We start from the raw sequence: 12,902 nt of genomic DNA, 5'->3' as shown, positions 1-12,902 counted from the left end.
ATCAGTTCCCTCCCCGCAGCCAAACGAGGGCGGCGACTAAAAGAACGAATACGATAATAACTAACGTATCACGCCATTGCCAATTCAATTGACGGTACCTCGTTCTGCCTTCTCCGCCGCGGTACCCTCTCACTTCCATTGCGATGGCGAGATCCTCCGCCCGTTTAAATGCACTGACGAAAAGAGGGACAAGAAGCGGCACGACTGCTCGAATCCTTTCTTTGACCGTTCCGCTCGTCAAATCCGAGCCACGGGCGAGCTGCGCTTTTAATATCTTATCGGTTTCATCCATCAACGTCGGAATGAACCGAAGTGAAATCGACATCATCAAGGCAAGCTCGTGAACAGGCAATTTAATGCGCTTCAAAGGATTCAACAGCGTCTCCATTCCGTCCGTGATGGAAATAGGGGATGTCGTCAACGTCAATATGGTCGTCATAAGAACGAGGACGAGGAAGCGGATGGAAATGTAAATTCCTTGCCTGACACCTTCTTCGTATATCTTAATGAACTTCCAATCTACGAGCAACGCGCCTTCCTTCGTGAATATGAAGTGCATGAGCAATGTGAAAATGATGAGGAATAGGATCGGCTTCAATCCATTGAACAGGAAATAGAGCCGGATGCGCGCAATGAAGATGACGAACAAAGTGAACGCCAATAACAAAGCGTAGGTCACTGTATTATTCGCTAAAAACACTGCGACGATGAACATGAAGACGAACAGCAGCTTCGATCTCGGATCCAGCCGATGGACGAACGAGTCTCCCGGCACATATCGGCCGAAGATCATTTTTTCCAGCATTATCGCTCACCTTCTTCCTTCAGAGCTTCTGCAATCGCTCTTGCAAGCTGCTCTTCCGTCAGTGCCAGCGTTCCAAATTGCTTGCCGAACAGCTTCTCCACATCCCGTTGAAACGCAACAGAACGCGGCAGGCCGAGCCTGAATGATTTTAGCTGCTCAGCATTCCCGAACACTTCCTCAGGCGTACCGGCCATGACAGAACGCCCCTCATGCATGACGAGGATTTGATCGGCATACCTCGCCGCATCCTCCATGCTGTGCGTGACAAGAATGGTCGTCAAGCCTTCCTCATTATGCAATTTGTTGAAAAGCTCCATAATTTCTTTCCGCCCACGCGGATCGAGGCCCGCCGTCGGTTCGTCCAATATGAGGACTGACGGCTTGAATGCAAGGACCCCTGCAATCGCCACCCGTCGCATCTGCCCTCCGGATAAATCGAACGGCGACTTCTGTGCGACGTCCTCCGGTAATCCGAGCAGCCGGATCAATTCATGTGCCCGCTGCCTTGCCTCTTCTTCGGGAATGCCGAAATTCAGCGGACCGAACATAATATCCTTCTCAACGGTTTCCTCGAAAAGCTGATGCTCGGGAAATTGGAACACAATGCCGACATGCCTGCGAATCATTTTCAGCTCTTTCGCCTTCGTGTCGGAAGTGATGCTAACATCACCGATGCGCACCACGCCTTCAGTCGGCTTCAGAAGACCGTTCAAATGAAGAAGCAGCGTCGATTTGCCGGAACCTGTATGTCCAATGACCGCTGTATATGATCCCGATTTGATTGAAGCATTCACCACATAAAGAGCCTTTTTTTCAAAAGGAGTACCTTTAGCGTACGAATAACCTACTTGCTGAAGTGAGATGTCCATAATTCATTCACCAACTCTTCTTCCGTCATATGTTCTCCCTGTATCGCGACACCCGCTTGGCGAAGGGAACGCGACAATCTAGCCGCGAAAGGCAAATCCAATCCGATCGCCTCCAGCTCTTCCCCATGTGCAAAAATTTCCCCCGGTTTACCGGTCAGCATCATCTTTCCATCATTCATGACGATGACTTTATCCGCTAACAGCACTTCTTCCAAGTCGTGTGTAATGGAAATGACCGTTAGCCCTGTTGTCCGCTTCAGTTCATCGACAACTTGGATGACTTCATCGCGCCCTTGGGGGTCAAGCATCGACGTAGCCTCGTCTAAAATTAGCAGTCTCGGGCGCATGGCAAGCGCTCCTGCAATGGCTACACGCTGTTTTTGTCCGCCGGATAGATGGTGAGGCTCATGATCCAGAAATCCTTCCATTTTCACTTGTGCAAGTGATTCATGGACACGCGGTACCATCTCCTCGAAAGGAATGCCGTTGTTCTCCAAAGCAAATGCGACATCGTCCTGAACAGTTGAGCCGACGAACTGATTATCCGGATTTTGAAAGACGATTCCGATAGCCGAACGGATCTCCCAAAGATTATCCGCATTCAGTTCCTCGAGAAAGATCTTCACCTTTCCCTCTTCCGGGAATAAAAGACCGATCATCAGCTTCGCTAACGTCGATTTGCCTGATCCGTTATGACCGACGATGGCAATCCACTCACCGTCATTGACAGTGAAACTTACATCGTCAACCGCTCTGCGCGATTCGCCATCTTCAGACTCATATGTATAGGACACGTGGTCCAATGACAAAATTTCCTTCACATCTTTCACCTCCGGATTTTTCTGATTATGTATGAAACGATTGAATTCTACAATTTTTTATCGGCATAAATAAAAAAAGCGCGCACCTCATCCGAAGAAATGCGCTCCATTCTATTCTGATACCGGGTGCTCAATCCGGATCAGCGGATGAGATGCGTAGAGCTAGACCGATCGGCCGAACCGTCGATCGTAACACTCAGCTTTTAATATTGTCGTATAAATCGTTTAGATAAGAAAAGGGCGTGGCTGTGCGTATGCCAGACACACCCTCGATAGTTTGTGTTATTAGACTAACTCGATTACTACCACAGGTGCTCCGTCTCCGCGACGAGGTCCCATTTTCATGATGCGAGTGTAGCCGCCTTGGCGATCTGCGTAGCGTGGTGCCACGTTATCGAACAATTTTTGAAGTGCAAAAATCTCTTTTTCGTTGCCTTCTTCGTCAGCAGTTGTCACTAGCTCACGACGAATGAATTGTGCCGCTTGACGACGTGCATGCAAGTCACCGCGTTTACCAAGAGTAATCATCTTTTCAACGACTGAACGTAATTCTTTCGCACGCGCTTCTGTCGTTTGGATGCGCTCATGCACGATTAGGTCTGTCGCCAAGTCGCGAAGCATTGCTTTACGTTGTGAACTTGTACGTCCAAGTTTTCTGTAACCCATAGAAGTTTCCCTCCTTCAATCTAGTTGATTAATCTTCCGAGCGTAACCCGAGGTTCAACTCGTCCAATTTCGCCTTCACTTCTTCAAGTGATTTACGGCCAAGGTTGCGCACTTTCATCATTTCTTCCTCAGACTTGTTAGCAAGTTCAAGTACAGTATTGATGCCTGCGCGTTTCAGGCAGTTATAAGAACGCACAGATAGATCAAGCTCTTCGATAGTCATCTCAAGAACTTTTTCTTTCTGATCTTCCTCTTTTTCCACCATGATTTCAGCAGTTTGTGCTTCGTCAGTCATGCCAACGAAAATATTCAGATGCTCCGTTAGGATTTTTGCTCCGAGCGAAACAGCTTCTTTCGGACCGATGCTTCCATCTGTCCAAATGTCAAACGTCAACTTATCAAAGTTAGTGCTTTGACCTACACGAGTATTCTCGACTTGGAAATTGACGCGTGAAACTGGAGTGTAAATAGAGTCGATCGGAATTACACCAATCGCAAGATCCTCACGTTTGTTTTGATCGGAAGGTGCATACCCACGGCCGCGAACAGCATACATGCGCATACGCAAATGACCGTTCTTGCCTAGTGTAGCGATTTGAAGATCCGGATTCAGCACTTCGACATCACTGTCATGGGTGATATCCGCTGCAGTGACCGTTCCTTCGCCTTTTACATCTATTTCAATCACTTTCTCATCATCAGAATAGATTTTGAGAGCAAGTTGCTTCACATTCAAAATAATTGTTGCAACGTCTTCAACGACACCTTCAATTGTAGAGAATTCATGAAGAACTCCGTCGATCTGGATAGATGTCACGGCAGCTCCTGGCAATGAGGAAAGAAGCACGCGGCGCAAGGAATTCCCTAAAGTGTTTCCGTATCCACGCTCCAATGGTTCAATAATAAATTTACCGAACTTGGAATCTTCGCTGATCATAACTGTTTCAATCTTCGGTTTTTCAATCTCGATCATTCATTTACCCTCCTTCAAAACGTCTAGTATATAGGCCGTTCCATATTGAAATCGATTATCAATAGAAATCAAAATGCAATCACACAATTCAGTTTTACCAAAAATTGTGCTTTTCAATCAATTGGAGAACAAACCATTATACACGACGACGTTTCGGCGGGCGGCATCCGTTATGTGGAACCGGAGTTACGTCTCTGATTGCAGTTACTTCCAGACCAGCAGCTTGTAGTGAACGGATTGCAGCTTCACGACCAGCACCCGGTCCTTTAACAGTAACCTCCAAAGACTTCAAGCCGTGCTCCATAGCAGTTTTGGCAGCTGTTTCAGCAGCCATTTGTGCAGCAAACGGAGTTGATTTACGTGATCCTCTGAATCCTAGTGCACCAGCACTGGACCAAGAAAGGGCATTCCCATGAGAATCAGTGATCGTTACGATTGTATTGTTGAACGTCGAACGGATATGTGCAATACCGGTTTCAATATTCTTTTTCACACGACGTTTACGAGTTTGTTGTTTACGTGCCATGTCTACGAAAAACCTCCTTTACCTATTATTTCTTCTTGTTAGCGACTGTCCGTTTAGGACCTTTACGTGTACGTGCGTTGTTTTTCGTGTTTTGTCCACGAACAGGTAATCCACGACGGTGACGGATTCCACGGAAGCTTCCGATTTCCATCAGACGTTTGATGTTGAGGGAAGTTTCACGACGAAGGTCCCCTTCAACTTTCAAGCTGTCGATTTGCTCACGGATTTTATCAAGCTCAGCATCAGTAAGATCACGAACACGAGTTTCTTCAGAAACACCAGCGTTAGCAAGAACTTTCTGTGCAGTTGTTTTACCAATTCCGAAAATGTATGTCAATGAAATGACTACGCGCTTATCGCGCGGTACGTCTACACCAGCAATACGTGCCATATAGATAGTGCACCTCCCTTTGTATTAGCCTTGTCTTTGTTTATGTTTTGGATTTTCACAGATTACCATTACTCGGCCGCGTCTGCGAATAACTTTACATTTTTCGCAGATCGGTTTTACAGATGGCCTTACTTTCATCTTACCCAACCTCCTTCAATATTCCGGAGTTGCAAAAGTTTTATTTGAAACGGTATGTGATACGACCGCGTGTCAAATCATAAGGTGAGAGTTCCATCGTCACTTTGTCGCCAGGCAGGATACGGATAAAGTGCATGCGGATCTTGCCTGAAACATGTGCAAGAATCGTATGACCATTTTCCAATTCCACCTTGAACATCGCGTTCGGCAACGTTTCGACTACGGTACCTTCAACTTCAATTACGTCGTCCTTCGCCATCAATCCTGTCTCCCTTCTATATCCAATAAAGGTCTTAACCATCGAGCGGCAGCAGTCGCCTTCAAAGCTTCCTTCAACATATGTCCGGATTGCATGAGTGATGTTCGAAAGACGTCTGTCACACTTCGTTTCCCGTAAGTCAGTCCCCGACTTTTGTTGTGGAAAATCGCATCGGAAAAGACACAAACGACAGGATTGCCGTTGGTGCATTCCATCCTCGCTACACAGTTCCGGACATCCTTAATAGTATACCCGCCTCGGCGGATATTTGCATTTAAGACGTCCCAAAACAGTGCCGCCAATGGATTATCACCAGTTCCTATACCGGGCACCATATGCTTTTGCAGCTCGTTAATCATACGCTCTTTCCGTGCAACAGTGTGATGCTGCCCGCAATATGGCGTGCATGAATTGCGTCCGGAAAGGATCACTGGCCACTCTCTTGTAAGATAGCGTCCAGATCTTTGAAAACATCATTGATGTCTTTTTGTCCATCTATGTTCGTCAGCACGCCTTTGTCGTCGTAATACGAGAGCAGCGGTGCCGTTTGATTCATATTTACTTCCAGACGGTTCGTGACGGTTTCCGGATTATCATCCGCTCGCTGATAAAGTTCTCCGCCATCCTTATCACATTTGCCTTCGACCTTTGGAGGATTGAATTGCAAATGGTAGGATGTGCCGCATACTTTACAAATTCTGCGACCGGTCAATCTTGCGATAAGTTCATCTTTTTCCACTTTGATGTTGAGGACATGCTCAATCTTCCGGCTCATATCCGAAAGCAGTGCATCCAATGCCTCTGCTTGAGGAACAGTGCGCGGAAAACCATCTAGTAGGAATCCGTTATCACAATCCGATTTGCTTAGTCGTTCACGAACGATGCCAATTGTCACTTCATCAGGAACAAGAGCACCTTGGTCCATGAACGATTTTGCTTTGACTCCAAGTTCCGTGCCTTCCTGTATAGCAGCACGGAACATATCGCCTGTAGAAATATGAGGGATTTCGTACTTTTCGACAATTTTATCTGCTTGCGTACCTTTTCCGGCACCCGGCAGACCCATTAATACGATATTCATACGTCTTGCCCTCCATCATAATTCGTAACGGCTAACCCTGCGGTCACGCCTATTAGGAAATTTATTTCATGAACCCTTTGTAATGCCTTTTCACAAGTTGTGATTCAAGTTGTTTCATCGTTTCAAGTGCAACCCCGACGACGATGAGCAAACTCGTTCCTCCAATTTGAAGCGACTGTGGAAGATTCGCCAAAGTGATGAAGAAAATCGGCATGACTGCCACGAGGGCAAGGAAGATCGAGCCTACGAAAGTCAGTCTGTACAAAGTGCTCGTTAAATAGTTTTGCGTGTTTTGTCCTGGACGGATGCCCGGGATATACGCGCCTTGCTTTTTCAGGTTATCAGCCATATTTTCCGGATTCACCTGGATGAATGCGTAGAAATATGTGAAAGCGAGAATAAGTGCTACATAAATGATCATCCCGACCGGTTGATGGTAGTCAAACGTCCGTGTAATGAATTTTGTTACACTATTTTCCCCGAAAAATGCTGCTAATTGCTGAGGTGTGATGAAAAACGCCACAGCGAAGATTACCGGGATAACCCCTGCAGCATTCAATTTCAATGGCAAGTGCGTTTGTTGTCCGGCCGTAGTCTGTCCGCGGCCTGTCATACGTTTTGCATACTGAATTGGAATTTTACGGAGTGCTTCCTGTACGTAAACGACTCCGACGATGATCGCAATGATGACGATCAACAATAATGCCATCGTAGCTAGACGAATGAACAAAGCGTCCCCTGCATCTTGAATTTGAGTTGCATACAGTTGGTTCACTGCGTTCGGAATAGCAGCAACGATACCCGCGAAGATGATAATGGAAATACCATTACCGACTCCTTTTGCGGTGATCTGCTCACCAAGCCAAAGCAGGAATGATGTACCGGCAGTCAAGACAATCGCAATCACCACATATGTGGAAACCCCTTCTCCAAGGATTAGTGTGCCACCAAACATTTGGTTGAAGCCGAATGACATGGCGATCGCTTGGATAAAGGCAAGTACGACTGTGAAATATCTTGTGAATTGAGCAAGCTTCCGTCTTCCGACGTCCCCTTGCTTCGCCCATTCAGTGAATTTCGGAACAACATCCATCTGCAATAATTGCACAATGATGGAAGCAGTGATGTACGGCATGATACCCATTGCAAAAATGGAGAATTTCGATAACGCACCACCACCGAAGATGTTCAGAAATCCGATGAATTGGTTGTTTGATTGTTGCAAAGCTGTTGCATCAACGTTCGGGACCGGGATAAACGCACCGAGTCTGAATACGATGAGCACTAATAGTGTGAAAATGATTTTAGACCTGATATCTCTAACGCGCATAAAGTTGGAGATTGTCTGAAACATTAAATCACCTCTGCTTGCCCGCCCGCTTTCTCGATAGCCTCTTTAGCAGAAGCTGAGAATTTATGAGCTTTGACAGTAATCTTTTTCTCAAGAGTCCCATTTCCAAGAATCTTAATTCCTGATTTTTCATTGCTCACGATTCCAGTTTCAATTAGCAATTCAGGCGTAACTTCGGTACCTTCGTCAAAACGGTTCAGTACGTCCAAATTCACGATTGCGTATTCTTTACGATTGATGTTCGTAAATCCACGCTTCGGAAGTCGTTGGAAAAGTGGAATTTGACCACCCTCGAATCCAAGACGAACACCGCCGCCGGAACGAGCGTTTTGACCTTTATGACCTTTACCGGAAGTTTTACCTGTACCGGAACCGATTCCACGACCAATACGTTTACGTGCTTTACGTGCGCCTTCAGCTGGCTTCATATCGTGTAATTTCATCTTATCGGCACCTCCTTATTTCGAAAATGTGCATTATTGTTCTTTAACAGTGACCAAGTGGCTAACCTTGCTGATCATGCCACGAATTGCTACGTTGTCTTGATGTTCAACCGTCTGATTCAACTTACGCAGACCGAGAGCTTCAACTGTTTTACGTTGTGCCGGCTTAGCGCCGATTACACTTTTCGTAAGGGTGATTTCAAGTTTGTTTGCCATTGTGTTTCCCCCCTTAACCTAACAGTTCTTCAACGGATTTGCCGCGCAACTTAGCAACCTCTTCAGCGCGTTTCAAATTCTTCAATCCTTCAATTGTTGCACGTACCATGTTGATCGGTGTGCTTGATCCTAAGGATTTTGAAAGGATATCCGTGATTCCTGCAAGTTCAAGTACCGCACGGACAGGTCCTCCGGCGATTACTCCTGTACCAGGTGCTGCCGGTTTGATAAGGATTTGGCCTGCACCGAAACGTCCAATAATTTCGTGTGGAGTCGTTCCTTTAACCATTGGCACTTCGATCAAGTTTTTCTTCGCATCTTCGATTGCTTTACGGATTGCATCAGGAACCTCTTGCGCTTTCCCTGTTCCAAAACCGACGCGGCCGTTTTTATCTCCGACAACGACAAGTGCTGTGAAGCGGAAACGACGTCCACCCTTTACCACTTTCGCTACGCGGTTGATCGTTACTACGCGTTCTTCGAATTCACTTCTATTCTGATCATTACGACGCATGAAATATGTCCCTCCTTCTTAATTAAAATTCCAGTCCATTTTCGCGTGCTGCGTCTGCAAGAGCTTTCACACGGCCGTGGAATAGGTATCCGCCACGGTCGAAAACAACCGATTTGACATCCTTTTCAACGGCTTTCTTCGCGATCATCTCGCCGACTTTAGCTGCTGCTTCGGCATTCGCCTTAGAGTCCAAATCGAACCCTTTATCCATAGTGGAAGCACTAGCAATCGTAACGCCATTCATATCGTCGATTAGTTGTGCATAGATATGTTTGTTTGAACGGAAAACGTTCAAGCGTGGACGCGCTGGAGTTCCGCTGATTTTCGTACGCACACGTGCGTGACGTTTTTTGCGGGTAGCGTTCTTATCTTGTTTCGTGATCATCGTGGTCACTCCTTCCGAATGCCTTTAAGCGGCATTATTTACCTGTTTTACCTTCTTTACGACGGATTTGCTCGCCTTCATACTTGATACCTTTACCTTTATACGGCTCAGGCGGGCGTACTTGACGAATGTTCGACGCCAATGCACCGACGCGCTCTTTGTTGATACCGCGAACGATGATTTTCGTATTTGCAGGAACTTCTACTTCGACTCCTTCTTCCGGCGTGAATTCAACCGGGTGGGAGTACCCTACGTTCAATACGAGTTTCTTGCCTTGAAGCTGAGCACGGTACCCAACCCCAACAAGTTCAAGTGTACGTTCAAAACCTTTAGATACACCAGTTACCATGTTGTCCAGAAGGGAACGAGTTGTTCCGTGGATGGAACGGTGTTCTTTAGAGTCAGTCGGGCGAGTCAAAGTGATGACATTGCCTTCCTGCTCGATTTTAATATCAGCGTTAAATGTATTTGTAAGTTCGCCTTTCGGGCCTTTAACAGTGACAACGTTATTATCAGCGATAGTAACTGTCACGTTTTCAGGAACCTCGATCGGACGTTTACCAATTCGGGACATTCTATTGCACCTCCATTCAATTGTTACAGATTACCAAACGTAAGCTACGACTTCTCCGCCTACTTGTTTTGCACGTGCTTCCTTATCAGTAAGGAGACCGTTTGACGTGGATACAAGGGCGATACCAAGGCCATTCAAAACTTTAGGCACTTCATTTGTTTTTGCGTAAACACGAAGACCAGGTTTTGAGATACGTTTAAGACCAGTGATAACACGCTCGTTGTTTTGACCATATTTAAGGAAAATGCGGATAATGCCTTGTTTGCTATCTTCCACATATTCAACATCGCGGACGAAACCTTCACGTTTCAAGATTTCAGCGATTTCTCTTTTCATGTTTGAAGCAGGTACCTCAAGCTTCTCGTGGCGAACCATGTTCGCGTTACGGATGCGTGTAAGCATATCTGCGATCGGATCACTCATTGTCATTCCATTAACCTCCTTCCCAAGTTAGGGGATTACCAACTAGCTTTTTTAACGCCAGGAATTTGTCCCTTATATGCGAGTTCTCGGAAACAAATACGGCAAAGTTTAAATTTACGATATACGGAGTGCGGACGACCACAGCGCTCGCAACGTGTATATTCTTGAACCTTGAACTTTGGCGTACGTTTCTGTTTAACAATCATTGATTTCTTAGCCACGTTTTCGCCTCCCTTTAGTTTACTTTTGGAACGGCATGCCGAACTGCGTTAGCAACTCGCGTGCTTCTTCATCGGAGTTAGCAGTCGTAACGATGACGATATCCATTCCTCGTACTTTAGATACTTTATCGTAGTCAATTTCAGGGAAAATCAGCTGTTCTTTCACACCAAGTGTGTAGTTTCCGCGACCGTCGAATGCTTTCTTCGATACACCTCGGAAGTCACGAACACGTGGAAGTGAAACTGAGATCAACTTGTCCAGGAACTCATACATGCGTTCTCCGCGCAATGTAACTTTAGCTCCAATCGGCATTCCTTCACGAAGACGGAATCCAGCGATTGATTTTTTCGCTTTTGTTACAACTGGCTTTTGACCGGAAATGATTGTTAGATCTTCCACTGCCGCGTCAAGCGCTTTAGAGTTTTGAACAGCATCACCAACACCCATATTGATGACGATTTTCTCTACTTTTGGTACTTGCATTACTGAAGTATATTCAAACTTGCTCATGAGAGCAGGTGTGATTTCTTTCGAAAATTTATCTTTTAATCGGCTCATCAGTTGGACCTCCTTTCATCCATTACTCATTTGTCCAGTGCTTCACCGGATTTTTTCGCAATACGAATCTTTTTGCCATTTTCGAATTTGTATCCTACGCGAGTAGGCTCACCTGTTTTAGGATCGATTGGCATGACGTTGGATACATGGATAGCTGCCTCTTGGCTGACGATTCCGCCTTGAGGATTTGCTTGATTCGGCTTTGTATGTTTCTTAACAATGTTGACGCCTTCCACAAGCACGCGATCCTTTTTAGGGAAAGCGGCTAAGATTACTCCGGTCTTACCTTTGTCTTTTCCGGTGATGACCATAACTTTATCGCCTTTTTTAACGTGCATTTCATCGCACCTCCTTGATTGGCACTGTCATGTGATTAAAGAACTTCTGGAGCTAGTGAAATGATCTTCATGAAGTTGCTGTCGCGCAATTCGCGTGCAACTGGTCCGAAAATACGTGTTCCACGTGGGCTCTTGTCATCACGGATGATAACACATGCGTTTTCGTCGAACGTAATGTAGGAGCCATCTTTACGACGAACTCCGCTTTTCGTGCGGACGATAACAGCTTTGACAACGTCGCCTTTCTTGACAACGCCACCTGGTGTTGCTTTTTTCACTGTTACAACAACGACGTCACCGATATTTGCAGTTTTACGGCCTGTTCCGCCAAGCACTTTAATTGTTAGAACTTCACGTGCTCCTGAGTTATCGGCAACTTTCATACGGCTTTCTTGTTGAATCATTGAGGCTACCTCCTCTCGGAATTTACTTTCCGAACGATATTAGATGATGACCGCTTTTTCGACTACTTCGATGAGGCGGAAACGCTTTGTAGCTGAAAGTGGACGAGTTTCCATAATGCGAACTACATCGCCGATTTTCGCTTCATTCAATTCGTCATGGGCCTTGAATTTCTTCGAATACTTTACACGTTTGCCGTATAAAGAGTGCTTTTTGTGTGTCTCTACCATTACGGTAACCGTTTTATCCATTTTGTCGGATACTACACGGCCTGTATATACCTTGCGCTGGTTACGCTCAGTCATGGCTGCAACCTCCTTCATCAGTTATTTGCACTGATCTCTCTTTGACGTATTACAGTTTTCATGCGCGCAATCGATTTGCGAACTTCACGGATGCGTGCAGTGTTTTCTAATTGTCCTGTCGCTAATTGGAAGCGAAGGTTGAAAAGCTCTTCTTTCAGTGATTTCACTTTTTGCTCGATTTCTGCAGTTGTTAAGTCACGGATTTCTTTAGCTTTCATTAGATTCACCACCAATTTCTTCACGTTTTACAAACTTGCTCTTCACGGGCAGTTTGTGAGATGCGAGACGAAGTGCTTCACGGGCAACCTCTTCTGACACACCTGCGATTTCAAACATTACACGACCTGGTTTTACTACTGCTACCCAGCCTTCTACAGCACCTTTACCGGAACCCATCCGGACTTCAAGAGGCTTTTTCGTATATGGCTTGTGTGGGAAGATGTTGATCCAAACTTTACCGCCACGTTTCATGTAACGTGTCATTGCGATACGGGCAGATTCGATCTGACGGTTTGTGATCCAACCTGATTCAGTCGCTTGCAGGCCGAACTCACCGAATTGTACAGATGCTCCGCCTTTTGTAGTTCCGCGCATTTTACCACGGAATACACGACGATATTTAACGCGTTTAGGCATTAACAT

25 protein-coding genes are annotated in these 12,902 nt (G+C 45.9%); all 25 read right to left on the bottom strand.

Going from position 1 to position 12,902, the window contains the following annotated elements; genetic code table 11:
• Position 1: 1 nt before the first annotated feature.
• Positions 2 to 805 carry an energy-coupling factor transporter transmembrane component T family protein gene (locus ACFPTP_RS01700; RefSeq protein WP_381441663.1) on the bottom strand — a complete coding sequence of 268 codons (804 nt, stop codon included), beginning with the start codon at positions 803 to 805 and terminating at the stop codon, positions 2 to 4.
• Positions 805 to 1,674, bottom strand: a complete 870-nt coding sequence (locus tag ACFPTP_RS01695; RefSeq protein ID WP_381441662.1) for an energy-coupling factor ABC transporter ATP-binding protein — start codon at positions 1,672 to 1,674, stop codon at positions 805 to 807. The genes ACFPTP_RS01700 and ACFPTP_RS01695 overlap by 1 nt, the downstream gene beginning before the upstream one ends.
• A complete protein-coding gene (locus ACFPTP_RS01690; protein ID WP_381441660.1) occupies positions 1,650 to 2,495 on the bottom strand; it encodes an energy-coupling factor ABC transporter ATP-binding protein in 846 nt (281 codons plus the stop codon). The genes ACFPTP_RS01695 and ACFPTP_RS01690 overlap by 25 nt, the downstream gene beginning before the upstream one ends.
• Positions 2,496 to 2,780: 285 nt before the next feature.
• The gene (gene rplQ, locus ACFPTP_RS01685; protein WP_060203464.1) at positions 2,781 to 3,161 is read right to left on the bottom strand and encodes a 50S ribosomal protein L17; all 381 of its coding nucleotides are present in this window, start codon (positions 3,159 to 3,161) and stop codon (positions 2,781 to 2,783) included.
• A gap of 28 nt (positions 3,162 to 3,189) precedes the next feature.
• Complete coding sequence (locus tag ACFPTP_RS01680) at positions 3,190 to 4,134, bottom strand: DNA-directed RNA polymerase subunit alpha (RefSeq protein WP_381441658.1); 945 nt, start codon at positions 4,132 to 4,134, stop codon at positions 3,190 to 3,192.
• Between the two features lie 136 nt (positions 4,135 to 4,270).
• On the bottom strand, positions 4,271 to 4,660 hold the full coding sequence (rpsK, locus tag ACFPTP_RS01675) for a 30S ribosomal protein S11 (RefSeq protein ID WP_009499031.1): 390 nt from the start codon (positions 4,658 to 4,660) through the stop codon (positions 4,271 to 4,273).
• Between the two features lie 25 nt (positions 4,661 to 4,685).
• Entirely contained in the window at positions 4,686 to 5,051 is a 366-nt protein-coding gene (gene rpsM, locus ACFPTP_RS01670; protein WP_381441657.1) for a 30S ribosomal protein S13, read from the bottom strand.
• 24 nt (positions 5,052 to 5,075) lie between these two features.
• Entirely contained in the window at positions 5,076 to 5,189 is a 114-nt protein-coding gene (gene rpmJ, locus ACFPTP_RS01665; protein WP_076758849.1) for a 50S ribosomal protein L36, read from the bottom strand.
• A gap of 40 nt (positions 5,190 to 5,229) precedes the next feature.
• Positions 5,230 to 5,448, bottom strand: coding sequence for a translation initiation factor IF-1 (infA, locus tag ACFPTP_RS01660; RefSeq protein WP_060203457.1), 219 nt, complete (start codon positions 5,446 to 5,448; stop codon positions 5,230 to 5,232).
• Positions 5,448 to 5,879 carry a hypothetical protein gene (locus tag ACFPTP_RS01655; RefSeq protein WP_381441655.1) on the bottom strand — a complete coding sequence of 144 codons (432 nt, stop codon included), beginning with the start codon at positions 5,877 to 5,879 and terminating at the stop codon, positions 5,448 to 5,450. The genes infA and ACFPTP_RS01655 overlap by 1 nt, the downstream gene beginning before the upstream one ends.
• Positions 5,876 to 6,529 (bottom strand): adenylate kinase, encoded by a 654-nt coding sequence (locus ACFPTP_RS01650; protein WP_381441654.1) that lies wholly within the window; start codon positions 6,527 to 6,529, stop codon positions 5,876 to 5,878. Before ACFPTP_RS01650 ends, ACFPTP_RS01655 begins: the two co-directional genes overlap by 4 nt.
• Before the next feature lie 61 nt (positions 6,530 to 6,590).
• Positions 6,591 to 7,883 (bottom strand): preprotein translocase subunit SecY, encoded by a 1,293-nt coding sequence (gene secY, locus ACFPTP_RS01645; protein ID WP_381441652.1) that lies wholly within the window; start codon positions 7,881 to 7,883, stop codon positions 6,591 to 6,593.
• Positions 7,883 to 8,323: a 50S ribosomal protein L15 gene (rplO, locus tag ACFPTP_RS01640; RefSeq protein WP_060203448.1), complete on the bottom strand. Its 441-nt coding sequence runs from the start codon at positions 8,321 to 8,323 to the stop codon at positions 7,883 to 7,885. Before rplO ends, secY begins: the two co-directional genes overlap by 1 nt.
• A gap of 33 nt (positions 8,324 to 8,356) precedes the next feature.
• A complete protein-coding gene (gene rpmD / locus ACFPTP_RS01635; RefSeq protein WP_224654333.1) occupies positions 8,357 to 8,539 on the bottom strand; it encodes a 50S ribosomal protein L30 in 183 nt (60 codons plus the stop codon).
• 13 nt (positions 8,540 to 8,552) lie between these two features.
• The gene (gene rpsE / locus ACFPTP_RS01630) at positions 8,553 to 9,053 is read right to left on the bottom strand and encodes a 30S ribosomal protein S5 (RefSeq protein ID WP_060203444.1); all 501 of its coding nucleotides are present in this window, start codon (positions 9,051 to 9,053) and stop codon (positions 8,553 to 8,555) included.
• A 22-nt stretch (positions 9,054 to 9,075) separates the two neighbouring features.
• Positions 9,076 to 9,438 (bottom strand): 50S ribosomal protein L18, encoded by a 363-nt coding sequence (rplR, locus tag ACFPTP_RS01625; protein WP_381441650.1) that lies wholly within the window; start codon positions 9,436 to 9,438, stop codon positions 9,076 to 9,078.
• A gap of 34 nt (positions 9,439 to 9,472) precedes the next feature.
• Positions 9,473 to 10,012: a 50S ribosomal protein L6 gene (gene rplF / locus ACFPTP_RS01620; RefSeq protein WP_381441648.1), complete on the bottom strand. Its 540-nt coding sequence runs from the start codon at positions 10,010 to 10,012 to the stop codon at positions 9,473 to 9,475.
• Positions 10,013 to 10,042: 30 nt separating this feature from the next.
• Positions 10,043 to 10,441 (bottom strand): 30S ribosomal protein S8, encoded by a 399-nt coding sequence (gene rpsH, locus ACFPTP_RS01615; RefSeq protein ID WP_060203437.1) that lies wholly within the window; start codon positions 10,439 to 10,441, stop codon positions 10,043 to 10,045.
• Between the two features lie 29 nt (positions 10,442 to 10,470).
• A complete protein-coding gene (rpsN, locus tag ACFPTP_RS01610) occupies positions 10,471 to 10,656 on the bottom strand; it encodes a 30S ribosomal protein S14 (RefSeq protein ID WP_066366377.1) in 186 nt (61 codons plus the stop codon).
• A gap of 19 nt (positions 10,657 to 10,675) precedes the next feature.
• Positions 10,676 to 11,215 carry a 50S ribosomal protein L5 gene (gene rplE / locus ACFPTP_RS01605; RefSeq protein ID WP_381441646.1) on the bottom strand — a complete coding sequence of 180 codons (540 nt, stop codon included), beginning with the start codon at positions 11,213 to 11,215 and terminating at the stop codon, positions 10,676 to 10,678.
• 26 nt (positions 11,216 to 11,241) lie between these two features.
• Complete coding sequence (gene rplX, locus ACFPTP_RS01600) at positions 11,242 to 11,553, bottom strand: 50S ribosomal protein L24 (RefSeq protein WP_381441645.1); 312 nt, start codon at positions 11,551 to 11,553, stop codon at positions 11,242 to 11,244.
• A 35-nt stretch (positions 11,554 to 11,588) separates the two neighbouring features.
• Complete coding sequence (gene rplN / locus ACFPTP_RS01595) at positions 11,589 to 11,957, bottom strand: 50S ribosomal protein L14 (RefSeq protein WP_251695511.1); 369 nt, start codon at positions 11,955 to 11,957, stop codon at positions 11,589 to 11,591.
• Positions 11,958 to 11,996: 39 nt separating this feature from the next.
• A complete protein-coding gene (gene rpsQ, locus ACFPTP_RS01590; RefSeq protein WP_147057446.1) occupies positions 11,997 to 12,260 on the bottom strand; it encodes a 30S ribosomal protein S17 in 264 nt (87 codons plus the stop codon).
• 17 nt (positions 12,261 to 12,277) lie between these two features.
• Complete coding sequence (rpmC, locus tag ACFPTP_RS01585) at positions 12,278 to 12,478, bottom strand: 50S ribosomal protein L29 (protein ID WP_009499049.1); 201 nt, start codon at positions 12,476 to 12,478, stop codon at positions 12,278 to 12,280.
• A complete protein-coding gene (gene rplP / locus ACFPTP_RS01580; protein ID WP_060203427.1) occupies positions 12,468 to 12,902 on the bottom strand; it encodes a 50S ribosomal protein L16 in 435 nt (144 codons plus the stop codon). Before rplP ends, rpmC begins: the two co-directional genes overlap by 11 nt.

It is taken from the genome of Sporosarcina koreensis (genome assembly GCF_042655825.1).
GTDB lineage: Bacteria > Bacillota > Bacilli > Bacillales_A > Planococcaceae > Sporosarcina > Sporosarcina koreensis.
Note: the sequence above shows the minus strand (reverse complement) of the source record. Positions and strands in the feature narration are given on the sequence as shown.